The sequence below is a fragment of the Nocardia sp. NPDC004123 genome (genome assembly GCF_053603795.1).
The window spans coordinates 48,545-71,874 of the sequence record NZ_JBSGGG010000011.1 but is presented as its reverse complement, the minus strand read 5'-3'; the positions used below and the strand labels follow the sequence as shown (position 1 = coordinate 71,874).

Annotated in this window: 19 protein-coding genes and 1 pseudogene; 12 read left to right on the top strand and 8 right to left on the bottom strand. The window is 69.6% G+C overall.

Annotated elements, in window-relative coordinates:
- Positions 1-13: 13 nt before the first annotated feature.
- Positions 14-907, bottom strand: a complete 894-nt coding sequence (locus tag ACWEQQ_RS17405; protein WP_354832015.1) for an STAS domain-containing protein — start codon at positions 905-907, stop codon at positions 14-16.
- Positions 908-1,073: 166 nt separating this feature from the next.
- Entirely contained in the window at positions 1,074-1,580 is a 507-nt protein-coding gene (locus tag ACWEQQ_RS17400; protein ID WP_452348877.1) for a MarR family winged helix-turn-helix transcriptional regulator, read from the bottom strand.
- Between the two features lie 280 nt (positions 1,581-1,860).
- On the opposite strand from ACWEQQ_RS17400, the gene ACWEQQ_RS17395 reads away from it, so the two are divergent.
- The 7 genes from ACWEQQ_RS17395 to ACWEQQ_RS17365 all read left to right on the top strand — a co-directional run bounded on the left by ACWEQQ_RS17395 (position 1,861) and on the right by ACWEQQ_RS17365 (position 7,841).
- A complete protein-coding gene (locus ACWEQQ_RS17395; RefSeq protein WP_354832019.1) occupies positions 1,861-3,537 on the top strand; it encodes a fumarate hydratase in 1,677 nt (558 codons plus the stop codon).
- Between the two features lie 125 nt (positions 3,538-3,662).
- Positions 3,663-4,124 (top strand): M15 family metallopeptidase, encoded by a 462-nt coding sequence (locus tag ACWEQQ_RS17390; protein WP_452342205.1) that lies wholly within the window; start codon positions 3,663-3,665, stop codon positions 4,122-4,124.
- 29 nt (positions 4,125-4,153) lie between these two features.
- A complete protein-coding gene (locus ACWEQQ_RS17385; protein WP_452348876.1) occupies positions 4,154-4,399 on the top strand; it encodes a hypothetical protein in 246 nt (81 codons plus the stop codon).
- A 282-nt stretch (positions 4,400-4,681) separates the two neighbouring features.
- Positions 4,682-5,290 (top strand): carbonic anhydrase, encoded by a 609-nt coding sequence (locus ACWEQQ_RS17380; protein ID WP_452342152.1) that lies wholly within the window; start codon positions 4,682-4,684, stop codon positions 5,288-5,290.
- A 72-nt stretch (positions 5,291-5,362) separates the two neighbouring features.
- The gene (cynS, locus tag ACWEQQ_RS17375; RefSeq protein ID WP_364618095.1) at positions 5,363-5,833 is read left to right on the top strand and encodes a cyanase; all 471 of its coding nucleotides are present in this window, start codon (positions 5,363-5,365) and stop codon (positions 5,831-5,833) included.
- A 126-nt stretch (positions 5,834-5,959) separates the two neighbouring features.
- The gene (locus ACWEQQ_RS17370) at positions 5,960-7,357 is read left to right on the top strand and encodes a metallophosphoesterase family protein (RefSeq protein WP_452342153.1); all 1,398 of its coding nucleotides are present in this window, start codon (positions 5,960-5,962) and stop codon (positions 7,355-7,357) included.
- Positions 7,358-7,568: 211 nt separating this feature from the next.
- On the top strand, positions 7,569-7,841 hold the full coding sequence (locus tag ACWEQQ_RS17365) for a hypothetical protein (protein WP_379386021.1): 273 nt from the start codon (positions 7,569-7,571) through the stop codon (positions 7,839-7,841).
- 506 nt (positions 7,842-8,347) lie between these two features.
- Here the strand turns inward: ACWEQQ_RS17365 and ACWEQQ_RS17360 are convergent.
- From ACWEQQ_RS17360 to ACWEQQ_RS17340, 5 genes are all read right to left on the bottom strand, one after another.
- The gene (locus ACWEQQ_RS17360; RefSeq protein ID WP_452342154.1) at positions 8,348-9,541 is read right to left on the bottom strand and encodes a hypothetical protein; all 1,194 of its coding nucleotides are present in this window, start codon (positions 9,539-9,541) and stop codon (positions 8,348-8,350) included.
- A 339-nt stretch (positions 9,542-9,880) separates the two neighbouring features.
- Positions 9,881-14,347: an SbcC/MukB-like Walker B domain-containing protein gene (locus tag ACWEQQ_RS17355; RefSeq protein WP_452348875.1), complete on the bottom strand. Its 4,467-nt coding sequence runs from the start codon at positions 14,345-14,347 to the stop codon at positions 9,881-9,883.
- Positions 14,347-15,765: a TIGR02678 family protein gene (locus ACWEQQ_RS17350; protein ID WP_452342156.1), complete on the bottom strand. Its 1,419-nt coding sequence runs from the start codon at positions 15,763-15,765 to the stop codon at positions 14,347-14,349. Before ACWEQQ_RS17350 ends, ACWEQQ_RS17355 begins: the two co-directional genes overlap by 1 nt.
- Positions 15,765-17,315, bottom strand: coding sequence for a TIGR02677 family protein (locus ACWEQQ_RS17345; RefSeq protein WP_452349010.1), 1,551 nt, complete (start codon positions 17,313-17,315; stop codon positions 15,765-15,767). The genes ACWEQQ_RS17350 and ACWEQQ_RS17345 overlap by 1 nt, the downstream gene beginning before the upstream one ends.
- Before the next feature lie 197 nt (positions 17,316-17,512).
- Positions 17,513-18,085: a GlcG/HbpS family heme-binding protein gene (locus tag ACWEQQ_RS17340; protein ID WP_452348874.1), complete on the bottom strand. Its 573-nt coding sequence runs from the start codon at positions 18,083-18,085 to the stop codon at positions 17,513-17,515.
- 231 nt (positions 18,086-18,316) lie between these two features.
- Between ACWEQQ_RS17340 and ACWEQQ_RS17335 the strand changes: the two genes are divergently transcribed.
- Both ACWEQQ_RS17335 and ACWEQQ_RS17330 read left to right on the top strand, forming a co-directional pair.
- Positions 18,317-19,492 carry a sensor histidine kinase gene (locus ACWEQQ_RS17335; protein ID WP_452348873.1) on the top strand — a complete coding sequence of 392 codons (1,176 nt, stop codon included), beginning with the start codon at positions 18,317-18,319 and terminating at the stop codon, positions 19,490-19,492.
- Positions 19,489-20,130 carry a response regulator gene (locus ACWEQQ_RS17330; protein ID WP_452348872.1) on the top strand — a complete coding sequence of 214 codons (642 nt, stop codon included), beginning with the start codon at positions 19,489-19,491 and terminating at the stop codon, positions 20,128-20,130. The genes ACWEQQ_RS17335 and ACWEQQ_RS17330 overlap by 4 nt, the downstream gene beginning before the upstream one ends.
- A 1-nt stretch (position 20,131) precedes the next feature.
- Here the strand turns inward: ACWEQQ_RS17330 and ACWEQQ_RS17325 are convergent.
- Positions 20,132-20,380: pseudogene (locus ACWEQQ_RS17325) on the bottom strand (acyl-CoA dehydrogenase family protein); the annotation flags it as partial.
- Positions 20,381-20,599: 219 nt separating this feature from the next.
- Here ACWEQQ_RS17325 and ACWEQQ_RS17320 point away from each other — a divergent pair.
- Genes ACWEQQ_RS17320 through ACWEQQ_RS17310 form a run of 3 tightly spaced genes read left to right on the top strand, consistent with a single transcriptional unit; the run spans position 20,600 to position 23,228 of the window.
- On the top strand, positions 20,600-20,962 hold the full coding sequence (locus ACWEQQ_RS17320; protein WP_354832051.1) for a YidH family protein: 363 nt from the start codon (positions 20,600-20,602) through the stop codon (positions 20,960-20,962).
- Positions 20,959-21,330: a DUF202 domain-containing protein gene (locus tag ACWEQQ_RS17315; protein ID WP_452348871.1), complete on the top strand. Its 372-nt coding sequence runs from the start codon at positions 20,959-20,961 to the stop codon at positions 21,328-21,330. Before ACWEQQ_RS17320 ends, ACWEQQ_RS17315 begins: the two co-directional genes overlap by 4 nt.
- The gene (locus tag ACWEQQ_RS17310; RefSeq protein ID WP_452348870.1) at positions 21,327-23,228 is read left to right on the top strand and encodes an alkyl/aryl-sulfatase; all 1,902 of its coding nucleotides are present in this window, start codon (positions 21,327-21,329) and stop codon (positions 23,226-23,228) included. Before ACWEQQ_RS17315 ends, ACWEQQ_RS17310 begins: the two co-directional genes overlap by 4 nt.
- Positions 23,229-23,330 lie beyond the last annotated feature (102 nt).

Here is a 23,330-nt window from a genome sequence, read left to right as displayed (position 1 = left end):
TGACCCGCCCTGATTACCGTCCGTCGCGATCGGTGACGCGCGACACCTCGTAGCCGAGCAGCCGCTCCGCTTCCTCGATGCCACCCTGGAGGTCACCGACGGCATTCATCTTCGACAGATCCAGGCCGATGGTCACCAGGGTAAGCGCGATCTCCGACGACAGGCCGGTAATGATGACATTGGCGCCCATGAGGCCCGACGCGTCGACGGTCTGCACCAGGTGGTTGGCGACCGTGGAGTCGATCGCGGGCACACCGGTGATATCGATGACGACGACCTTGGCGCGGTTGGCGCGAATGGCGCGCAGCAGCTGCTCGGTGAGCTGACGCGCGCGCTGCGAGTCCAGCACGCCGATGATGGGGAGGATCAGCAGCTGCTCACGCACCTGGAGAACGGGCGTGGACAGCTCGCGAATCGCCTCCTGCTGCTGGCGGATGACACGCTCGCGCTCCTGCACGAAGGACACGGCCACGGTGTTGGCGATGCGGTTCGCGGCCGGTTCGTAGGCGTCGAGCACCAGCTTCAGCAGCTCGAAGTCGGACTGGTACTTCTCGAAGAGGCTGCGCGCCAGCACGTCTCGCAGCAGGAGCACGATGCCGACGACCTCGTCGGTCTCGACTCCTCTGGGGATGATGCGCTCGGACAGGTCGCGCGCGTAGGCCTGCAGGGCTTCGACGCTACCGGTCTCGAGCACCTCGACGTAGTTGTCGTAGACGGAGGTGGCCTCGGAGAAGATCTCCTCGGGCGTCATCGCGGTGAGCAGCTGGGCATCGGTGATGCGACGGGCCCACTCCTCGCGCAGTTCGGTGCGGTTCTGCCGCAGGTGCTCGACGAGCTGCGGAAGCAGGTTGTCGACGGAACCCGCGGGCAGCGAATCCGCCGAGAGACCGATGGACACGTCGGACATGAAAACTCCTGCCCCTTTCGCTAAGGCCAGGTCGGGTGCTCACTTCTACGACCGATAACCGGCCGTGTGCTCGGTGCCGACCGCCGTCGGAAGCCGGTGCCGAGCCTAGTCTTACCCAGTACCCGATGGGTGCCAAACCAAACGCTGGTGGGCTGCGAATTCGGTGTCAGCTGTGCTCGTCACGGGTTTCCGGTCTGCGGTGATGGGTCAGCAGTGTGTCGTAGATATCTGCCAGCGCCGTGAGCTGGCCACGATCGAGCACATCCACCATGTGACGCCGCACACTCTCGACATGCGAGGGAGCGGCGGAATCGAGCACCTGCGAGCCCTTTTCGGTGAGGACCGCGGCGGTGCGGCGGGCGTCGTCGGGAATGGATTCGCGGGCAACCAGGCCGCGCTTCTCCATCCGGGTGATCTGATGCGAGAGCCGGCTCTGCGACCACTCCAGCACGGCCGCGAGTTCGGCGAAACTGCGCCGGTGGTCCGGGGCGTCGGCGAGCCGGGCCAGCACGGTGTATTCCACGTAGGTCAGATTGGATTCGCGTAGGGAGTCCCGCCCGACCGCGGCGGCGATGAGGTCGCGGGTGAACACGAATCCCAGCCAGGCGCGCATCTCGACATCATCGAGCCAGCGGGGTTCGGCCACAGTTCCACTCCCGGGTTCCGTTGTCATGCTAAATCCTCCCCGCCGCCGACAAGCGCATCATGCACAGGTAACACCTGCTCGGTTGAAGGTGCAACATGTACCTGTTCGCGGCATCCGGTCGCGGATTGCGGTGTCCTCGACCACGACCCATGGTGCCCGTCGCCGCGTCGTGTACGGCATCGAACGCGCTTGCCGACGAGCGAACATGGCCGGGCCTGATCATCGGCAGGTGCGCACGGGTCGGTACAGTCACTCTGCTTGAACCGTCGGCTGACCAGCCCCCAGCCCTGCTCGAGGAGTCCGATTCGTGACCGCGCCTGATTTCCTGTACTCGGATCTGCTGCCCATCGGTACGGACGAGACGCCGTACCGGCTGCTCACCACCGAGGGCGTGAGCACGTTCGAGGCGGGTGGGCGGACCTTCCTGCAGGTGGAGCCCGAGGTGCTGCGCATGCTCACCGCGGAGGCGATGCACGACATCAGCCACTACCTGCGGCCGGCGCACCTGGCGCAGCTGCGCAAGATCATCGACGATCCGGAGTCCAGCGGCAACGACCGGTTCGTGGCGCTGGATCTGCTCAAGAACGTCAATATCTCCGCGGGCGGCATCCTGCCCATGTGCCAGGACACCGGCACCGCCATCGTGATGGGCAAGAAGTCCGAGGGCGTGCTCACCGGAGCCGATGACGCGGAATGGATTTCGCGTGGTGTGTTCGACGCGTACACCAAGCTGAACCTGCGCTACTCGCAGCTCGCCCCGATCACCATGTGGGACGAGAAGAACACCGGCAACAACCTGCCCGCGCAGGTCGAGTTGTACTCGCAGGCAGGCGATCCCGCGCACCCGTCCTACAAGTTCCTGTACATGGCCAAGGGCGGTGGCTCGGCCAACAAGTCGTTCCTGTACCAGGAGACCAAGGCGATCCTGAACCCCGATCGCATGCTGGAGTTCCTGGACGAGAAGATCCGTTCCCTGGGCACCGCGGCCTGCCCGCCGTACCACCTGGCGGTCGTCATCGGCGGCACGTCGGCCGAATTCGCCCTGAAGACGGCCAAGTACGCCTCGGCGCACTACCTGGACAACATGCCGACCGAGGGTTCGATGGCCGCGCACGGCTTCCGCGACCTCGAGCTGGAGGAGCAGGTCTTCAAGCTGACCCAGTCCTTCGGTATCGGTGCGCAGTTCGGCGGCAAGTACTTCTGCCACGACGTGCGCGTCATCCGCCTGCCGCGCCACGGCGCCTCCTGCCCGGTCGCCATCGCGGTGTCCTGCTCGGCCGACCGCCAGGCGCTGGCGAAGATCACCCCCGAGGGCGTGTTCCTCGAGCAGCTGGAACGTGAACCGGCGCAGTACCTTCCGGAGCAGACCGACGCCATCCTCGGCGGCGACGTCGTCGAGATCGACCTGAACCGGCCGATGTCGGAGATCCGCAACGAGCTGTCGAAGTACCCGGTGAAGACCCGGCTCTCGCTGACCGGCCCGCTGGTGGTGGCCCGCGACATCGCGCACGCCAAGATCAAGGAGCGCCTCGACGCGGGCGAGCCGATGCCGCAGTACATGCGCGATATGGCCGTCTACTACGCCGGTCCCGCCAAGACGCCCGACGGCTACGCCTCGGGGTCCTTCGGTCCCACCACCGCCGGGCGCATGGACTCCTACGTCGACCAGTTCCAGGCGGCGGGCGGCTCGCACGTCATGCTGGCCAAGGGCAACCGCTCCGCGCAGGTCACCAAGGCGTGCAAGGAGCACGGCGGCTTCTACCTCGGGTCGATCGGCGGTCCGGCCGCGCGACTCGCGCTGGACTGCATCAAGTCCGTGGAGGTCCTCGAATACCCTGAGCTGGGCATGGAAGCCGTGTGGAAGATCGAGGTCGAGGACTTCCCCGCCTTCATCGTCGTCGACGACAAGGGCAACGACTTCTTCGCCGAGACCTCGAAGCCGATCGCCCTGCGCGTGCGCGAGCGGTCCAAGGAACGCGTCTGACGCCAGGAGGCATGCGAATGCGGAGGGCCCACCGGATCGAAACTCGGCACCACCCCGATCCGGTGCCTTCCACCCGGCGTCGCGGCGGCCGCTACACCGTCCTCGCGCTGGCCGCCGGGGCCGGAATGCTCTGCGGCGCACTGCCCCTCGCGCACGCCGCACCCGCGCCCGGCGTGAGCAGCGGCCCGCTCGCCACCCCGGTCGCGAGCGAAACCGATGGCCTGGACCCCTGGCTGGCGCTGGCCTACAAATTCGCGCTCGCCCAGGCACAGGGACAGGGCGTGCCGCTGTGGATCGTCTCCGGCTACCGCACCCCCGCCGAGCAGGAAGCCCTGTGGGAGGACGGAATTCGCACCTACGGCAGCCCCGAGGCCGCCCGCCGCTGGGTGCTGCCGCCCAGCGAATCCACCCACGTCACGGGCCAGGCCATCGACGTCGGGCCGCGTGAGGGCGCGGCCTGGCTCGAGGCGAACGGCAACCGCTGGGGCCTGTGCCGCATGTACGACAACGAATGGTGGCACTTCGAACTGGCCACCCTCCCGGGCTTCGCCTGCCCGGCCCGCCTGCCCGACGCGAGCAGCCGGTGACCGTGACGGTCGAGCCGGGAGCCAAGTGGATGCGTGCGCAGAGCCCTGACCTGCCGACCGCCCGGCGGCGACCGCCGGGAACCCGCAGAGCGGCCGCCGTGGCCGTCCTGGCCAGCGCTGGTCTGATGGGCGGCTCACTCACCGCGGCCCACGCTGCCACCCAACAGCTTTCGGGCGCGGCACCCACGGCCGACGGCCTGCCCGCAGCCAAGGCCGTCGCCACCACCCCCGACGGCCCCTGCCCCGCGCGCCTCCCCGACGCCAGCGACCGCTGACCCCCTCGTCCCACGGGACATAGCACGCCGACACCGAGGGTGAGGCCGACGCCCTCTCAGCAGTTTTCGACTCTGCGACCACCAATTGTGTTGTGCCCGCGAATCATTGTGGCTCCGGAGTTCGCGGGACGGCAGCGACGACGCAGTTCGGGTGTCGCGTACCAGCTATAGATTGCAGTAATCGGCATGATCGATATCAAGTCTTGGACACTATAGCTACAGCTCAGGCAAGGTGGAGCAGGTCGGCCCACAGGGGTCGTCGACCCTCGGAGAGGAGTTCCCATGCCGAATCTCGCGGCCGGTCTCGGGCGGTTCCAACGCGATGTCTTCCCCGCCAAGGCCGGGCTGTTCGCCCGCCTCGCCGGTGATCACCGGCCGGGCGCGCTGTTCGTCGGGTGCTCCGATGCCCGCGTGGTGCCGGAACTGATCACCTCCGCCGAGGCCGGGGAACTCTTCGTCATCCGCACCGCCGGCAACCTGGTGCCGCCGCACACCCCGGGTGCGGCGGACGGTGTGGTGGCGAGCATCGAGTACGCGGTGGGTGTCCTCGGCGTCACCGACATCGTGGTGTGCGGGCACTCGGCCTGCGGCGCCATGACCGCGCTGTCCGAGGGGCAGGACCTGTCGACCCTGCCCGCGGTCGCGGGCTGGCTGGGGCACGCCGACGCCGCCCGGGCGCTGGTCGACCCCGACATCACCGGTGCCGCAGCGGTATCCGCGCTGGTCCGCCACAATGTGGTGGCACAGCTGGCCAACCTCGCCACCCATCCCGCGGTGGCCCGGGCGCTGTCCCGGCGGACCCTCACCCTGCACGGCTGGGTGTACGACATCGGCACCGGCCGCGTCGAGGCGCTCGGTGCCGGGGGCGAGTTCAGCACTCTCGCCGCCTGATTCCCCGTTCTCTCCGAAATCCGACCTCCGATTTCGCGTCCGCGAAACGGTTTCCCGAAAGGAGGCACCGCCATGGTGCACGCACAGTTCGATCCGACCGCCCGCGAGGCGCTGGCCGATGCCGCCGTCGCCGCCAAGATCGCCAAGGACCTGACCTGGCAGCAGATCGCCGACGCGGCCGGCCTGTCGGTCGCCTTCGTCACCGCCGCGGTGCTGGGCCAGCACCCGCTGCCGGAGAAGTCCGCGCTCGCGGTGGCCGAACTGCTCGAGCTCGACGACGACGCCGCCCGGCTGCTGCAGACCATCCCGCTGCGCGGCTCGATTCCCGGTGGCGTGCCGACCGATCCGACCATCTACCGCTTCTACGAGATGCTGCAGGTCTACGGCACCACGCTGAAGGCCCTGGTGCACGAGCAGTTCGGGGACGGCATCATCTCCGCCATCAACTTCAAGCTCGACGTCAAGAAGGTCGCCGATCCGGAGGGTGGCGAGCGCGCGGTCATCACGCTGGACGGAAAGTACCTGCCGACCAAACCGTTCTGAGGCCCAGCCGCCCGGAGATGACCTGAATGTCCGGAACCGGAAGCTGATCGGTCATGTCCGGGCACCTGGCGGTTCAACTGGTGACCGTACCGTCGCGGCTGAGGGATCACGGCGGACGGAGATGTGATGCTGGAACCACGACTTCGGACCATGTGGCTGGCCAATGCGGCGAGCGGGGCGGCGGCCGTCGCCGTGCGCACGCCGCGCCCGGTGTTCGCCGCCCAGGCGCGGCGGGCGCAGCACGAGGCCGTGGTGGCCTCGGATCTGGAAGTCGTGACGGTGACCGATCATTCGGCCGTCATCACCTGGACGACGCGGACGCGGAACCGGGCGGGGCGGCTGCGGCCCGCGCCCGCCGACACCGAGCTGCGGATCGCTCCCGCCGACGGGCGCGGTGTGCCCCGTGTCCTGGTCTTCGAGGGCATGCGAACGGCGTACCACTATGCCGAGGTCCGGGATCTGGAACCGGGGCGCGCCTATCGATTCGAGGCGTACTCCGACGGGCAGCGCGCGGTGCCCGCCCGGACGCTGGTGACGCGACGGTCCGGAACACCTGAATCCACCGGCATTTTCACCACCTTGACGCCGCCGCCGGGGCGGCTGCTGCGGACCCTCGCCCTGGCCAACGACCTGCACTACGGCGAACCGGCCAGTGGGCTGTTCGCGGGATTCTTCGAAGGGCTGCGGCACAGTACCGACGAGTATCCGGAGTTCATGCTGCAGGCCATGCTGGAGGATCTGCGCCTGCCGGATCGCGGGGCGGACCATCTGGTGGTCGCGGGCGATCTGACCGATTCGGGAACGGCCGAGCAGTCGCGTGGAGTCCGGGACAGCCTGGACCAGTGGGGCAATCTGGGCCGGGATTACTTCGTGTGCAGGGGAAATCACGATGTCCGGCCACCGGAGGAGACCGACCACTGGGGTCAGGTGTTCCATGCCCGGGACCGGCTCGTCGAATACTTCGTGGGTGGCCTGCGGCTCATCGGGCTCGACACCACCCGGGCGCGCGGCGCCGGCGGCACCCTCGACCCGGCGCAGCTGGACCACCTGCGCGAACTGCTGCGCGGCGAACCCGACCGGCCGACACTGATCTTCGGTCACCACCCGGTGACGAGGCATGCGGCGGTGAGCAATCCGGGCGGGCCCGGCTTCGTGCTGGACAGGTTCAATGCGGCCGCGCTGCACGCGCTCTACGCCACCGCGCCCGGGGTGTTCCTGCACCACAGCGGCCACACGCACCGGAATCGGCTGAGCCGCCCCGATTCCGGGATCGGTGTGGAATTCCTCGAGGTGGGCGCGGTCAAGGAGTATCCGGGCGGGTACACCCTGGTGCGGATCTATGAGGGCGGCTACCTGGTGAACTTCTGCAAGACCCGGTCCGAGGCGGCGCGACGCTGGAGCACGCGCACCCGCAGCCAGTACCTGGGCATGCACCCCGATCACGCACTGGGCAGTTTTGTCGATCGCAATCATGTCGTCCGGCGTGATTTCTCCGGCCTGTGCGCGGAGCCCTCGGCGAGTTGACCAGCAACACACCGGTTGACGCACCGGTAGGTCCGGTCAATACGCCCACAATTCCCGTGCTGTTCGGCATACTGCCTGATGCGAGTGCGCGCCACCCCACCTGGATGACCTACCCAGGCTCGATCGGATATCGCGATGTCCCTTCGTTCACCGCTGTGCGCACGCCGCGGGTTCGGCATCCTGGGTTCGGCACTTCTCTAGCAACGGAGGCATGGTGGGCAGGCAGGGCGGGCAGTACCGTACGAATCACGGCACACTCCAGCACCAGCGCCCACCCGTTCGCGTCACCCGGCGCCCCGCCCAACCTGCCCCAGATGTCGTATTCGCTACCAGCTGGCTGATTTTCGAACTGCCCACCGCGGTACTGCTGGCCGTCTTCGTCGGCACCGGCTGGCTCGGCTACCTCCAGCACGCAGGCACCCCGGCCCAGCCGCGCTCTGCCGTAGTGGTGCCCGCCGATACCGCCCGCCCGGGCGCTCACTGAGTCGGTTCGGTACCAGACCCGGCGATCCGACCGGTCGCTCGCGGCCGCGGCGATCAACCGCGAGACTGATTGCGCCACCGAGCGTCCGGGTCGTTTCACCAGCCCCGACGCCACGACCAGCGACGGCAGCATCACCGCGCGCGTCGCGTCACCGGCGCTCGCCGCGATACTGCACCGAAAACCATGTGGCGCAGCACGAGCGGGCCAGCGCCCGCGCGGCGCCTGCGGATCTGCTGCGTGAGTGCGTTCAGACGCTCGAGCAGCGCATCGAGGAAGCCCGGGCGACCAAGGAGTTCATCGAGTACGCGCTGAGTGCCCCAGGGCCTTTCCGGACTGCCCGCACGCCGGGAGCGGATTTGTCCCGCATTTCGGACGAAATGCGGGAGAGGTGGATCAGGTCCGGAAAATGACGCCACCCCGGTGCCGCTGGCTGCGGGTCACCGGGGTGCGGGCGGGCGGATCGGCCGAAGCTGGTGCAGCGGCGGCCGATTCGGCGCGAAGGGGGGTCAGTCGTCGAGGGAGCTGCCGTTGCGGGAGCGCGACGCGGCGCGGGCGCGGCGGCGGGCGGCCTGCAGTTCGGCGAGTTCCTGCTCGAGGGTCTCGGCGATCCGGAACTGGCCGGTGTCATAGACATTCAGCGGCGGGACCGGATCGGCGAGATCGGCGAGCGGGGAACGCTCGTCCTCTTCTTCGGTCTTGCGGCTCTTGCCGGTGGCGGAGCGGCGCTCCTTGTCGGCGGGTTTCGCGGTGTCCGACTGGCTTTCGGCCCGGGCAGGTCGTGGCTCGACCACCTGGGCTTCGGCATCGACGGTCTTCTCGGGCTCAGCGGGAGCCGCGGGAAGGGCCGGGGTGGGAGTCGGCACCGCCGAGGGGGAAGGGCGGCCGGGCCAGGAGACGACGGTGGGCATGGAGCGGCGGATTTGTTCGCCCGGGTCCGGCAGATCCCGGATCTGGTCCGTGGCACGCACGATGGCCAGACCGTACCGGCCGGCCGCGGCATTGTGGATCAGCAGCGCGACACCGATCATCACCGGTGCGATGGCGTGCACGGCCACTTCATACCAGCTGCCGTTCTTCAGGTACGGGTAGGTGTTGAGCATGACGGTCAGGCCCAGCAGCGCGAACTCGGCCACCACGACCTGCCGGCGGCTGTCGATCACACCCCACTCGGCCACCTTGTTGGTGCCGATCATGATGATTACGAGGCAGACGCTGATCATGCCTTCGAGCAGGTAGCTGAACCAGTACAGCGGATCGCTCGCCCCGCCCGGGGCGATGTTGTGCTGCACGTTGACCGCGGACCAGAGCATGCCGGCCGCGACCACACCGGCGAGCGCACGCTGACTCCACGCCCGATGCTTGTACAGGGACGCCAGTTTGGCGTGCGGGCTCGATTCCCGCCGCTGAGCAGCGATCGCCTTGCGCGCCAGCAGCAAGTCGCGAATGTCGGCCTTCTCAATCTCTATGGTGGTCGTTCGGGCCCGATCGGCCGCTGATGCCGCGGCCTCGGCCTGTTTCCAGCGCTGCGCCCGCTCCTGCTCGCGGATGCGCTCGGCCAGCTCGCGCTCGGCGACGAGCTCGGTCTCCGACAGCGCATCGGTGAGAGCGGGATCGTATTGGTAAGCCAGCCGTCCCCGGGCCTTCTCGACCCGTTGCGCCAGCTGGGTGACCTCGTCCTCGCGCGGATGTTCGATCGTCAATTGGTCCCCCGTCCAGGGAGTCCCGATGGCTGACAGGTGATTCCGGTAGGCACGGAGAACATTTCTAGTCGATACACGCCCAACCGCGAAACTGTTGATTTGCCGATGGTCCAATCCTTACGGCGCGCCGCGCTGCGACACGCGGAATTGAGTGGGAGTCAGGGCAGTACGGAGACGTCGTCCGATCGGCTGTCCAGAGGGGTTGCCGACCGGAGTTCGGGCACCACCATATAGGACCCGGTCGCATTGCGCAGGAACCGCGACCCGCATAGGTGAAGCTGCGTGGGCGAAGGATCGAAAGAGGGGCGGACGGTGGGAGATTCGGCGCGGGGCTCGGGGTCAGCTGATCGTCTCGAGTTCCTCGTCCATCGGGATCGCGCCCTCCAGGCCGTGGGGGAGGCGGCGGCGGTTGGGGGAGCCGAGGGCGGTGGTGAGGTCGGTGCCGTCGTGTTCGGCCAGGAGATCGTCGGAGTCCCAGACCAGCAGCGTTGCGCTGACGGTGTTCTCGGCGGCGGAGTGGGCCAGATCGTAGTGGGCGCAGGCGGGGACGTGGGGGTAGGTGATCCAGAGGTCGTAGCCGGTCATGAAGAGGTCGAGATCGAATTGGACGGACAGGCCCAGGAGTTCGCTGCGGCCGTTGTCGTCGACACCGGCGAAGGCCTCGTCCAGGGCCAGCAGGCGGGGGGCCTGCGGGTCCGCCGAATCGAGCATGACGTGGGCGGCGGCGAAGAGCGGAAGGTGCAGGGACACCGACTGTTCGCCGCCGGAGAGGGCGCTGTGCCGGGCGACGGTGAGGCGGTCCTCGGCGCCGTCTGCGGTGACGATGGTGAACGAGAAGACGCGCCAGGCGCGGTAATCGAGGGTGGCCGCGAGGATCTCGGGGAACGAGCGCTCCGGGTGGGCGGCGCGTGCGGTGCGGATCTCCGCGGCGAAATAGGCGCGGATGGTGGACAGGTCCTCGGCGGTGAGCTCGGCGGAGTCGCGGTCCAGGAGCTTGCAGACCGCGCGGGCCGGCTCGGCGAGATTGTCGGCCAGCACCCAGTGCACCCCGATGGTGTTGCCGGAGGACATGCGGCGCTGCCTCATCTCCGCGCCCATGCGGGAGATGAGATCGCGGGCGTCGTAGGTGCGTTCGTGGATCTGCTGGGCCAGCCCGGTCAGCAGCGCGTCCTCCAGGATGCGGCGCTCGGCATCGGTGAGCAGCAGCTCCTGGTCGCGGCGGGCCGCGCCGATGCGCGCGGCGAAATCGGCCAGCGCGGAGAGGCCGTGGTCGTCGTGCACCTGCACCACGGTGAGGCCGTCGGCGGCATCCCAGTGCAGGCGGTAGTCCTGGCGGGCGGCGGTCAGCGCGGCGTCGAACTCCTGCAGGGCGGTGGTGACCGCGCTGCGGGTCGACTTGCGGGCCGCCTCGCCCGCACGCACCGAAGCGGTTGCGGCGGCGAGATTCTCGAACAGGGCGGACACCTCGGCGGGCAGCACCGTGGGCTCCTGCTCCGGATCGCCGTTCTCGATCCGGTACAACAGCTGCTCCGGCGTCGACCACGCGGCATCGCTGCTGGGCCAGCGGCTGTCGACGGGGGCGCCCAGCAGGCTCAGCAGATCCGGGCGCGCGTACGGGGCCAGATGACGGACGTCGGCGAGCAATTCGGTGAGCGCGGTGCCCAGTGTGTCGTGGGCGGCGCGGTGCGCGCCCTCGGCGGTGCCCACCGCCTCGATGGCCTCGGCCGCGGCCTTGCGGGCGGCCTTCTGCTCCGCGCGCGCCGCCTCGATCTTCTCCCGGGCCGCGTCCAGCTCGCGATCGATATCCGCGGCGCCCGCGCCGAGCGCCTCACGCAGCGTCTCCAGCTTGCGCAGCTGCTCCTCGTACCCGGCGCGCGCGGCCTCGGCCTCTTCCGCGAATGCCTCGGCCAGGTCCTTGGCTTCCTCGAGCCGGTCCCCGGCCTCCCGGGCCCGCTCGTGCTCGCGCTGATGATCGCCGCGCAAGCGCAGCAGCCCCGTCCCGGCGTTCTCGAAATGGCGGACAGCGGCCGCCAGCGCATCCAGCTCGGCTGGATCGCGCGGCGCGCGATGATCGGCCGCGATGGCCCGAACCTTCTTGTCCGCGTTGGTGTATTCCGCCACGGCCTGATCCAGATCCCGCTCGGCCTGGCCCGCCGCCTCCGAGCGCGAGCGCAGCATGCCCGCCGCCTCGGCGACGCTCCGCAGCGCGGCGGTGACCGCCGTGGTCCGCGGCAGCGCCTTGGCCGCCGCCGAAATCCGCCCCAGCTCCGCGGTGGCGGCCTGTTCGTCGGCTGCGGCGGTATCGGCCTCGCCCACAGCCGTTTCGATGGCAGCGGCCAGCTCAGCCAGCCGCAACTCGCGCCGGCGCGCGCGGGCGGTGGTGCCGATGAACTCGGCGTCGGCCTTGACGTGCCGGCCGACCTGCACCCCCTGCCGGAACCGGCCGTCGGTGGCGATGGTGAGCTGCCCCTCCGCGCCGACAGGCTGTGCCTCGGCCCCGGTGACAGTGCGCCCCTTGCCATCCGCGCCGGCGGCCGTGACCGAGCCGGCGACCTCGTGCAGCGCGATGGATGCCAGAATGCCGGAGACGATCTCGCGCGGCACGGTCAGCGTGCCCGAATCATCTTCGACGACAAGCACATCGGCCAGTGTCCGGCCGGTGGGGCGCAACTGCTGCGGCAGCGGCGTCAGGAACTGGTCCGAAGCATGGTCCGGCAGTTCGGCGTCCGCGCACACCCAGGCGTCGAGCAGGTTGGCGGCCTGGAGCGCAGCCTCGATCCCCGCTGCCTCGTGCGCACCGACGCCGTCGGCGAAACGCACCAATCGCCACAGCGGCGCGCCGGCCCGATCGGGTCGCGCATCGGTGCGCGCGGCGAAAGCCGGTGGCGCGTCGTCGCGTTCGGCCGCGACCCGCTCCCGCTCGGCGCGCAGTTCGCCCGCCCGTGCGGTCGCCTGGGCCGCCCGCGCCCGTGACTCCTGCCGCCGCGCCCGGATCTCCTCGGTGAGCGGTTCGGTGCGTTCGGTGAGCACTTCGGCCGGTGTGGCCGGAACCGAGCCGTCGTCGAACGCGTCGACCGGTCCCGGGCCGGTCGCAGCCGTGTCGACGGGTCCGCCGCCATCCGGTCCTGTCGCCGAACGCTTTCCGCCCGCCTTTCCGGTCCCGTCCTGGGCCGCCGAGTCGACACCGGTGCGAGACCCGGCCCCCATCGCGGCCTTCTTGCCGCCGCTGGCCGGGCGCGGGGCGTGCTCGGTGCCGACGTGCCCGAAGGCGCCGTCGAGCGCCTCGAACAGGCCGTTGCGAATCGGCGCATACACGGCGCGGTGCGAGTCCCACCAGTCGCGCAGGGACACAGCGGTGTTCGACCGGGCCAGGGCCACTCCGGCTTCGGCCTCGGCCAGCTCGGCGGCCGCGGATTCGCGCAGCTCCGCCGCGCGCTGTGCGGCGCGTTCGGCCCGGGTGCGTTCGGTGACGGCCTGGTCGACCAGGGTGAGGGCGCGGCGGACGGCGCGGACGTCGGCGTCGCGCTCCTCGGCGTGGGAGCGGACGGTGGTGGTGAGGTGCTCGGCGCGGGCCGATTCGGGCAGGGCCGACCAGCCGATGCCGGCTTCCGCTGCGGCGGAACGGAGTTCGTCCTCGCCGCGGGACAGCGCGGAGGCGGCGTTGGTGACGGCGGCCTGGGCGCGTTCGGATTCCTCGAGCCGCTGGTCCACGGTCTGACGGGACTTGAGGGCCTTGTCGCTCTGCACGGCGGCGGAGGTTTCCAGCCGGCGGACGGCGCCGGCGAGATCGTCGAGCTGCTGCTTGCCCTCGTAAGCGCTGGAACGCTGGAGGGTTTCCCGGTCGGCGAGGGCCTGCTCGTAGGCGCGGTCGGCGTCCTCGGCGCGGGTCTCGGCCGCCGCGCGCTCGGTGTCGCGGCGCTTGCGCAGGGCGGCGGCCGCGTGCAGGGCGGTGCTGGAGTGGGTGACCGCGTCCAGGCGCACCCGTACCTGGTCGATATCCGTCTTCGCCTGTACGGCAAGGTATTTGCGGTAGACGTTGACGAAATCGCGGGTCGCGGTGTCGGCCTGGACCAGGCCCTCGAGGGTGCGCCCGACCTCCTCCATATCGCTGAAGGAGCGGGCGGCGTCCAGGATCAGCTGCTCGTCCAGCGGGCGCAGGCCATCGGTGAGCGCCTGCGAGAGGCCGCGCGGGTCCAGGTTCTTGGCCAGCTGCGGGCGGCGCAGCGTCAGGATCAGATTGATGAGCTGGTCGTAGCGCTGCTGCCCGAGCCCGAACATGCGGGCGTCGATGGCCGCCCGGTACTCGACCGGCCGGTCCACGATGGCGTCGGAGCCGATCTGCTCGGCCAGCTGCTTGCGGGTCAGCGGCCGGTCGTCGGGGCCCAGCAGCGAGAAGTCCACGCCCACCCGGCCGTCGGCGACGAAATACCACCGGGTCACCTTGTCGTTGGAGCGGGTCGCGCGCATGCCGATGCCGATGGTGACCGTCTCCGGCCCGGCCCAGCTGCCGCGCGCGAACTCCATCCACACGTACGAGTAGGCCGATTCCTGCTTGCGGTACAGCAGGTTCGACTTCATGGTGCGCTCTTCACCCGCGAACGGATTGAGCCGCCGCGGCTCGATCCGCCCGTCCAGCACGAACGGGAACAGCACCTCGAGGGCCTTGGTCTTGCCCGAGCCGTTGGGCCCGCGCAGCACCAGCCGCCCGTCGGCGAAGCAGAACTCCTGGTCGCGGTAGTCCCAGAGGTTGATGATGCCCGCCCGGGTGGGGACGAAGCGCACTCCACCGTGAATGTGGTCGGCCATCAGTTCCCGGATCCCTTCTCTGTCGAGCTGTCCGCAGGCACGGCGTTCGCGCCGAGTTGTGTGGGGGAGATGAACAATTCGGTCTCCGCGCGGGTGCGGACGGTGACGATCGCGCCCCGGTACCGGGCCAGCGCGGGCAGGATGAGCAGGCCGCCGTCGACCAGCTCCACCAGCCGCAGCCGCTCCAACAGCGAGACCGCCTCGGCGGTCAGGCCCGGCACATCGGCCTGCCACTGGGCCGCGAAGGTGTTGCCGTACCGGTCGGTCAGCATCTGCACGGTGTCGCGGATCCAGGACGACGCGAGGAACGGGAAGTCGGGGATCTCGGCCTCGGCTGCTTCCACGTCCGGATCCTCGTGCGGCCCGAAGACATCCATCGGATCCGCGAGCGGAGCGAACACGGTATTCGACGGGATGGCGGTGTCGAGTTGCTCCACCAGATCCAGCAGCGGACGGTCCGGCCGCGGCCGGCGTTCGACCGGATTGTCGATGTCCAGCACCAGATCCGCGATCTCACCCGCCAGCAGCAGCGCCACCTGCGCGAGCGTGCCCGTGCCCGGGAATCGCACATCCGACAGCCGCCCCGAACTGTCGATCAGCGCAACGCCTTCCGCACGCCGCTCGGCCCGCAGCCCGGTGAGGTACTCGACCTCGGCGACCAGCTTCTCCTGCCCCAGCAGCGAGCGCTGCGGCTCGTCGAGCTCGTCGGCGTAGACCACGGGCTGCTCGACCAGGGCCCGCCGGACCTCGCGTGCCGCCAACGCCAGTGCGGGGGAACGGGTATCGGATCCGCCCGCCTCCTCGCCGAGCAGTCCGGTGACGCTCTGCAGATGCTGCAGCGCCCGCGGCGGCCGGAACAGCGCGAAGACCACCGATCGGTCGATGTCGTAAAGCGCCTCACCGGCCTCCGGGTCGCTCGCCCAGCCCCCGGCATCGCCGTCGGCCAGGGTGACCGCGCCGCGCGCCGCGAGCCAGCCGACCGCGTCGACGAACGCATCCCGATCCGCGGCCCGATCCGGCGCGAGCTCCAGGCCCTCCACCCGTTCGGTGTAGGCGGCGACCTGATCGGCCAACTCCGACAACGTGATCTGATCCCCGGCGCGACCCAGCGCGGCCAGCGCCAAGGCGAGATAGGCGTAGCGGCGGCGATCGAACAGCCGGTCACCGGTGGTCCGCGCGGGCCGTCCGGCGTCGAGGCGATCCAGCACCGGGAACAGCCGCGCCGTGGTCTCGGTGACCTCCAGCCGGTACCCGAACAGCTCGGCCAGATCCTCCCGCAGCTCCGTCGCCCATCGCCGCAGCAGCGGCAGCGCAATGCGATCCGGATACGTGCGGGTGACCAGGTGATTGGCCAGGATCACCCGCGCCGCACGCTGATAACTGTCCAGCGCCAGCGAATCGATACTTCGCGCGTGCATCAGCCCACCTCCCCGCCGTCGGCAACCCCGCCCGCGGGCGTGACCGATGGATCCGGCCGATTCGACTGCGCGGCAGAGGATTTGCGGCCACGCAGGGCAGCCGTCTCGCGAACCTCGAGTCGCCGGTTGTTGAGGTGCAGCACCCCCTTGGAGGTACGGACGAGCGTGGACCCCCGGTGCTCGGACACGGTGAGTGTCACGCCGTTGTCGGAACCGGAGGTGCCCGGTACCCGCCCGCTCACCGGCACCCACGCGGTGGACGCGGCGTCGAGCAGCTTGAGCAGCACCTCGGTCTCGCCCTCGTCGAGCTCCCGGTCGTAGAGGTCTGCGGCGGCCAGCGAGCGTGCGGCCTCGGCGCGGGCGCGCTGGGCGTCGAGCTGTACCTGGCGCAGGCGGCGAATCCCCGCGTCATTGCGTTGCAGCCGGGCGGGCGCACCCGGTGTCGGCGGCCGCCCGGTCTCGGCGAGGGTGCGGGCGATCTCCAAAGGTGGTGCGTCCCACCAGGATCGGATGGCCGGCATCACGTCGGCGTCCGGGTGCTGCATGGCCAGATGGCGGGGACGGCCCAATCCGAAGACGGCGTCGTACAGCGCATGCGCGGCCTCGGCGGTCGGGGCGGCGGTGAACCATCCGGCGAGGTGTCGCAGCGCCGATTCCCGGCTGACTCCGCCCTTACGTGTCTCGGTGACTCGTCGCAGCAGTGAGAGCACGGCCGCGATGGCGCTCATGGTCGCTTCGCGCAGCCGCTCGCATTCGGTGAGCCCGCCCTCGTCGTCACTGATGAACCAGCCCCGCAGCCCCTGCCAGCGCGCCCGCCAATCCGCTTGGCGCTCAGCGGTATCCAGCAGCACCCGCTCGTCGCAGCGGGCCGCGCGCTCGATGAGATCCGCGACCCCGGTGCCCTCCACCTCGCGGATGGCGGCGGCCAGCCGCGGCGCGAAACGCGCCAGGTCCATGGAGAATTCGCGCATGTGCGCCAGCAGCGCGTCCTTGTGCGCGAGGAAGGCTTCGGGGGTGGCCTCGGTGGTCCGCACCAGATCGCCGAGCGTGAGATAGAAGTGCGCCGCCCGCTCGGCCAGATCCGACAGCGCCCGGTCCAGCCGGTTCAGTACCCGGTAGACGCGCGGCGCGTCCGCGCTCTTGTTGGCCTCGGCGAGGGTGTGCAGATCCGCCAGCAGCTCCGGCAGCACCAGCCGTGAGAGCGCGGCCTCGTCGAGCCGCGCCTCCAGCACATCCGAAACCGCCCGATATGCCTGATAACCCGCCTGTGAGAACTGATAGACGAAATGCCGGTTCCGATACTCGGCCAGCGTCGCCGCCCGGGTCCCGTCGTAACTGCGTTCCAGCACACCCCACTGGTGCAGCTGCTCCAGCAGCGGACCCACCTCGGTGGCGGTCAGCGCGGGCGCGCCCGGGCAACGATCGAGCGAGTCGGCGACGTCGGAGGCGTGCAACAGCACCACGTAGGCGGCGCGGGCGGTGTCGAAGGCCCGCAACACCCACAGGTAATCGGCCCGTTTCTCGGCGGTGGCGAAGGAGAACAGACGCAGCCGGTCGGCGTCGCTCCGCCTCTCCGCGCTTGGAATCTCCTCGGACCCGACCCCCCTCGGGTCGGGCAGCAATCCGTCAGCGGACTCGGTCACCGGGAGAAGGTTAGTACTCCCTCCCGACCGGTTCGGAATCGTGCCGAGTGTCGGCGCGCCCGATCCGGCCCCCCGGCGGCCGATTCCGGGTTCGCGATCGGCGGTCAGTTACCGAGCGCGGCCACGCCCGCCTGCGCGAACTTTTCGTCCTGATCACCGCTCGGCGCACCCGCGACTCCGATGCCCGCGATCGGCGCGCCACCCTTGGCGGCCACCGGGGCGCCGCCCGCGAGGAACAGGGTGCCCTGGATGTCGGCCAGCTGCGGCGCACTGTCGAGGCGCTTGGCCAGCTGCGAGGTCGGCGCGTTCCAGGAGACCGCGGTGAACGCCTTCTGCTGCGCGGACGAGTAGGACTGCGGCCCGGCGCCATCGCCGCGCAACGTGACGACGGTATTGCCGTCGCGATCCACCACGGCGACCGTCACGTGCTGGTTCTCCTTCACCGCCGCATCCAGCGCGGTCTGCGCGGCCCTGGTGGCGGCGGCGATGGTCAGATGGGTGCTCTGCTGCAGGTTCGCATTGGCGACATCGGCCGCCACCGGGGCCTTGCTGCCCGGATCCGGATCCTGTGCGTTCACCGACACCACGCCGATCACCCCGGCGGCCACGACCGCCGCGGCCGCGCCGCCGATGACGAGGCGCTTGCGGTTGGAGCTGGACTGCTGCGGGGTGGTCATGATGTCCTCCACGGATCTCGGGTGAAAGCTGTTCGCTCTGTTCGCATTCCAGCGTGCTGCCCAGGCCGGCCGGGCACATCGGCGCAGCGGCTGGGAATTCGCGCGCGGTCCGGCTGATCCCCGTATCAACCGATCGGATGACCCCGGGAGCGGATGGGCACGGCAGAATGAGGGTGTTTGTCCATGTCACCGAGTGTTCGCCCACGTCGCTGCCGCCGAGGAGGTGCCCGTATGCCGTCTCCGGACCAGGTGGGCGCGCAGCCCCGTGACGACACCCGGTTGCTGGGCACCATCGTGCACAGCGCTTTCTACGTCCTGCTGGCTGCGTCGATGCTGCGCTTCGTGCTCCGCCATCCCGACAGTGCGCGCATGCCGTGGGTGATCGGACTCTCGCTCGGACTGGCCGTGCTTTATGTGCTGAGCGAACTGCGCGCCTCCCGTCGCGTGGTGCTGTTCGCGCTGCTGGTGACCGCGTGGGCGGTATTGGTCGTCCTCGCACCGAGTTTCGCCTGGTGCGCGGTGCCGCTGCTGTACACCGGCCTGCGCATCCTCCCGCTGCGTGTCGCCCTCGCGCTGGTCGCCGGGCTGACCGCGCTCGTCGTCTTCGCTCAGCTGAAGCTCGCGGGCTGGGCCGACCCCAACCTGCTGCTGGCCCCGCCCGCCGTCGCCGCCCTGAGCACCGCGCTGTTCGTCGGCCTGATCCGTCAGACCGAACGGCAGGCCGCACTCATCGACGACCTGCGCGCCACCCGCCGGGAACTCGCGGCCACCGAACGCCGCGAAGGCACCCTCGCCGAACGGCAGCGTCTCGCCATGGAGATCCACGACACCCTGGCCCAAGGACTTTCGAGCCAGCGCATGCTGCTGCAGGCGGCCGACCGGATCTGGGACAGCGAACCGGACCGGGCCCGCGAGCACGTGCGCAGCGCGGCGGCCGTCGCGGAATACAACCTCGCCGAGGCGCGCCGCTTCGTGCACGACCTCGCGCCCACGGATCTGGCCGCGGGCGGGTCGCTGGTCGCGGCGCTGGAGGCGATGGCCGAACGGGAGAGCGGCGACTCGCTCAGCGTGCGCATCCACGTGGAGGGCGCGCCGGTGGGGCTGCCCGCGGGCGTGGCGGCGGCGGTCCTGCGAATCGCGCAGGGGGCGTTGGCGAATGCGCGCGAGCATGCGGCCGCGACCGCGGTCACCATCACCCTGACCGACCTCGGTGACCGGCTCGTCCTCGACATCGCCGACGACGGACGGGGTTTCGACCCCGCCGAGACCGCCACCACCGCCGACCGCGGCCACGGCCTGCCCGCCATGCGTGCCCGCCTGCGCCAGCTGGGCGGCACCCTCACCGTCGAATCGGCGCCCGGAGACGGCACCGTCGTCTCCGCCGAAGTCCCCCTGGAGCGGTCGTGACCGAAGCCGAAACCACTGTCCGCCTGGTGATCTGCGACGACCACGCGGTCGTCCGCGCCGGCCTGCGCGCCCTGCTGGGCAGCACACCCGACATCGACGTCGTCGGCGAAGCGGGCAGCGGCCCGGAGGTGGTCGCCCTCGCCGAGCGTCTGCAGCCGGACGTCGTGCTGATGGATCTCCAGCTCGGTGGTGACATGGACGGCATCGAAGCCACCCGCCGCATCACCGCGGGCGCTGGTGCGACCCCGCACGTGCTGGTGCTCACCACCTACGACACCGACGCCGACATCACGCGCGCCATCGCCGCCGGCGCGATGGGCTACCTGCTCAAGGCCGAACGCCCCGAGGAGCTGTTCGCGGCGATTCACGCGGCCGCGCGAGGGCGTACGGCACTGTCCCCGCCCATCGCGGACCGGGTGCTCAACCGCATGCGAAACCCGCAGCCCGCGTTGACGGCCCGGGAACTGGATATTCTCGGCCAGCTGTCGCAGGGGCTGGGGAATCGGGAAATCGCCCGGGCACTGCATGTCAGCGAGGCGACCGTGAAGACGCACCTGGGGCGAATCTACGACAAGCTGGGCGTCGACAATCGCGCCGCGGCAGTCGCCGTCGCGAACGAGCAACGGCTCCTGAAGTGAGTCACAGCCACTTGGGCGCAGCGTGCTGCATGAAACCGAAGAGGTAGCCGGCTACGCGTCGCATCTGAATCACCTCGCTGCCCTCGGTGATTCGATAACGCCGGTGATGCCGGTAGATGTGCTCGAACGGTGTGTGGCGGGAATAGCCGAGCCCACCGTGAATCTGCATAGCGCGATCGGCCGCTTCACAGCACAGCCGGTTGGACCAGTAGTTGCACATGGACACCTGGGCCGACTGCGTGAACGGGCCTAGCGGTCACCGCGCGGCCGAGGTCCTCGGACAGGAATCGGGCCAGGCCGGCCGTCGCATCGCCGGTCATTCGCCCGCCCAGTTGTCATAGCTGGGTTCGGTTGCGTCACTCGCCGTGCCCGTCGAGTATCGAACTGTCGCCGATTTCATGGAATGATCGCTCTTGCTGATCATTTGCTGTAGTCGGACCGCGATCGCGACACCGGACAGGTGGTAGCAGTGGAGAACCAACCCCAGGACAGCGGCGACACGGAACACCCGGAGCTCGACTACCGGTTCACCCTGGCGAACGAACGAACCTTTCTCGCGTGGATCCGCACCGCGCTCGGTCTGCTGGCCGCCGGTGTCGCGGTGCACACGCTGGTGCAGCCGTTCCATCACGCCGGGGTGCGGCGGCTGCTCTCGCTCAGCTGCATCGTGCTGGCGGTCGTGCTGGCCGCCGGCGCGTACACGCACTGGCGCGATGTCCAGGACCGGATGGTGCGCGGTGAGCCGCTGGGGAACACGATGCTCGTCCCGATTCTCGCGGGTGGCATCGCGATCGTCTCCATCTTCGCGGCGATCGCGACGGTGTGGCCGTGACCGCGCCGCCCACCTATCCCGCCGAGCGCACCGCACTGGCCTGGCGGCGCACCGCGATCGCCGCGATGGGGACCGGGGTGCTGTTCGTCAATCATGCGGCGACCAGCGGCTGGCATCCGGCGGCCATCGCGCCCGCCCTCGCGGCGGTCGGACTCATGTTCGTGGCGGGGCTCAGCGTCCTGCGCAACAACTCACTGCACCGCGGGCACTGGGCGCACGGGCAGCGGGTCATCGCCATCGCGACGGTCGCGGTGCTGGTGGTGTGCGGGGTGGCGCTCATCATCGGTCTCACCGATCCCGGTAAGCGGCAAGCCTTTTCGATGCCATCGACGTCGGAGATCCCGGCAGGTACAGGAGGCGGACAGTGAGTGCGGTCACCGAACCGAGCCCGTTCATCATCGAGCAGAACCAGCGTGCCCTGAAAGAGCTTCCGTTCGACAACACCGCCGACCAGCAGGACGCCGACCGCGGCTTCATCGCCGAGCTGGCACCCGGAATCGTCAAGGACGACAAGGGGACTGTGGTCTGGGACGGCGACTCCTACAGCTTCCTGCAGGGCTCCTGCCCCAACTCGGTGCACCCGTCGCTGTGGCGGCAGTCGGGCCTGGTGGTGAAACAGGGCCTGTACGAGGTGGTTCCGGGCATCTACCAGATCCGCGGCCTGGATCTGTCGAATATGACGATCATCGAGGGCGACACCGGTGTCATCGTCATCGACCCGTTGATCTCGGCCGAGACCGCGAAGGCGGGGATGGACCTGTATTTCGCGCATCGCGGCCGGAAGCCGGTGACGGGCATGATCTACACCCATTCGCACGTCGATCATTTCGGCGGTGCGATGGGTGTGATGACCGTGGAGGACGCCGAGTCCGGGCGGGTGCCGGTGGTGGCGCCGGCCGGATTCCTGGAACACGCTGTCGCCGAGAACGTCTACGCGGGCACCGCCATGGCCCGGCGTGCAGCCTACATGTACGGTGCCGCGCTGCCCCGCGGTCCGAAGGGCCAGGTCGGTGCGGGGCTGGGGCAGACCACCTCGACAGGCAGTGTCACGCTGATCGCTCCAACCCTCGACATCACCCACACCGGGCAGGAACAGACGATCGACGGCGTGCGCATCGTCTTCCAGATTACCCCCGGTACCGAGGCGCCGTCGGAGATGAACTTCCACTTCCCGGACTTCCGCGCACTCTGCATGGCGGAGAACGCGACCCACACGCTGCACAACCTGCTGACGCTGCGCGGAGCGCTGGTGCGTGACCCGCACGTGTGGTCCACCTACCTCACCGAATCGATCAACCTGTACGGCCGCGAGAGCGAGGTCGTCTTCGCCTCGCACCACTGGCCCACCTGGGGCACCGAGCGGCTGGTCGAGTACCTGGAGTTGCAGCGCGACCTGTACGCCTACCTGCACGACCAGACCCTGCGCCGCCTCAACCAGGGCTACGTGGGCAGCGAGATCGCCGAGATGATGGAAATGCCTCCGGCGCTGGTCGATTCGTGGGCCGCGCACGGCTACTACGGGTCGGTCAGCCACAATGTGAAGGCCATCTATCAGCGGTACATGGGCTGGTTCGACGGCAATCCGGCCCACCTGTGGGAGCACCCGCCGGTCGAAGGGGTCAAGCGGCACGTGGAGTTCATGGGCGGCGCGGACGAGGTGCTGCGCAAGGCGCGCAAGTCCTTCGACGAGGGCGACTACCGGTGGGTCGTGCAGGCGGTCAACTACGTGATCTTCGCCGACCCGTCCAACCAGGCCGCCAAGGCGCTGCAGGCCGACGCCTTCGAACAGCTCGCCTTCGGCGCGGAGAACGGCCCGTGGCGCAACTTCTTCCTCTCGGGCGCCTATGAGCTCCGCAATGGCAAGTTCGGTACGCCGACCAAGGCCAGCTCGCCGTCCATGATGGCGGCGCTCACCGTGGACCAGGTCTTCGACGGCATGGCGCTGCGGCTCGACGGTCCCCAGGCCTGGCACGAAAAGGCCACCAGCGACTGGGTTTTCACCGACGAGAACCGCACCGTCCGGCTACAGCTGCGCAACGGCGTGCTGTTGCACTGGGATCGCCGCGACGGTGACAAACTGCCGGCCCCCGACGTCACCTTCACCCTGACCCGGCCCACCCTGATCGGCGTGCTGCTCGCGGGCGAGGACCTACAGGCGGCCGTGCAGGCCGGACGGCTCAGGATCGACGGTGATGTCCAGGCCTTCGCCAAACTGGTGGGCCTCTTCGACCAGCCCGACCCGGACTTCGACATCGTGACTCCGTAGCAGCGGACACGAGTGGGGTCCGGCTGGGAAACCAGCCGGACCCCACTGCTTTTCGATCGGTCGTTGTCGCCGCAGGGCGTGAATTCCCGAAGCGGCGGGTGA

What these genes read in the sequence shown, in the direction of transcription:
- ACWEQQ_RS17405 (WP_354832015.1), bottom strand. Translation starts at nt 907, where the DNA reads ATGTCCGACGTGTCCATCGGTCTCTCGGCGGATTCGCTGCCCGCGGGT.
- ACWEQQ_RS17355 (WP_452348875.1), bottom strand. Translation starts at nt 14,347, where the DNA reads ATGGCCGACCACATTCACGGTGGAGTGCGCTTCGTCCCCACCCGGGCG.
- ACWEQQ_RS17340 (WP_452348874.1), bottom strand. Translation starts at nt 18,085, where the DNA reads ATGACCACCCCGCAGCAGTCCAGCTCCAACCGCAAGCGCCTCGTCATC.
- ACWEQQ_RS17385 (WP_452348876.1), top strand. Translation starts at nt 4,154, where the DNA reads ATGCGTGCGCAGAGCCCTGACCTGCCGACCGCCCGGCGGCGACCGCCG.
- ACWEQQ_RS17350 (WP_452342156.1), bottom strand. Translation starts at nt 15,765, where the DNA reads ATGCACGCGCGAAGTATCGATTCGCTGGCGCTGGACAGTTATCAGCGT.
- ACWEQQ_RS17365 (WP_379386021.1), top strand. Translation starts at nt 7,569, where the DNA reads ATGGTGGGCAGGCAGGGCGGGCAGTACCGTACGAATCACGGCACACTC.
- ACWEQQ_RS17380 (WP_452342152.1), top strand. Translation starts at nt 4,682, where the DNA reads ATGCCGAATCTCGCGGCCGGTCTCGGGCGGTTCCAACGCGATGTCTTC.
- ACWEQQ_RS17400 (WP_452348877.1), bottom strand. Translation starts at nt 1,580, where the DNA reads ATGACAACGGAACCCGGGAGTGGAACTGTGGCCGAACCCCGCTGGCTC.
- ACWEQQ_RS17335 (WP_452348873.1), top strand. Translation starts at nt 18,317, where the DNA reads ATGCCGTCTCCGGACCAGGTGGGCGCGCAGCCCCGTGACGACACCCGG.
- cynS (WP_364618095.1), top strand. Translation starts at nt 5,363, where the DNA reads ATGGTGCACGCACAGTTCGATCCGACCGCCCGCGAGGCGCTGGCCGAT.
- ACWEQQ_RS17390 (WP_452342205.1), top strand. Translation starts at nt 3,663, where the DNA reads ATGCTCTGCGGCGCACTGCCCCTCGCGCACGCCGCACCCGCGCCCGGC.
- ACWEQQ_RS17370 (WP_452342153.1), top strand. Translation starts at nt 5,960, where the DNA reads ATGCTGGAACCACGACTTCGGACCATGTGGCTGGCCAATGCGGCGAGC.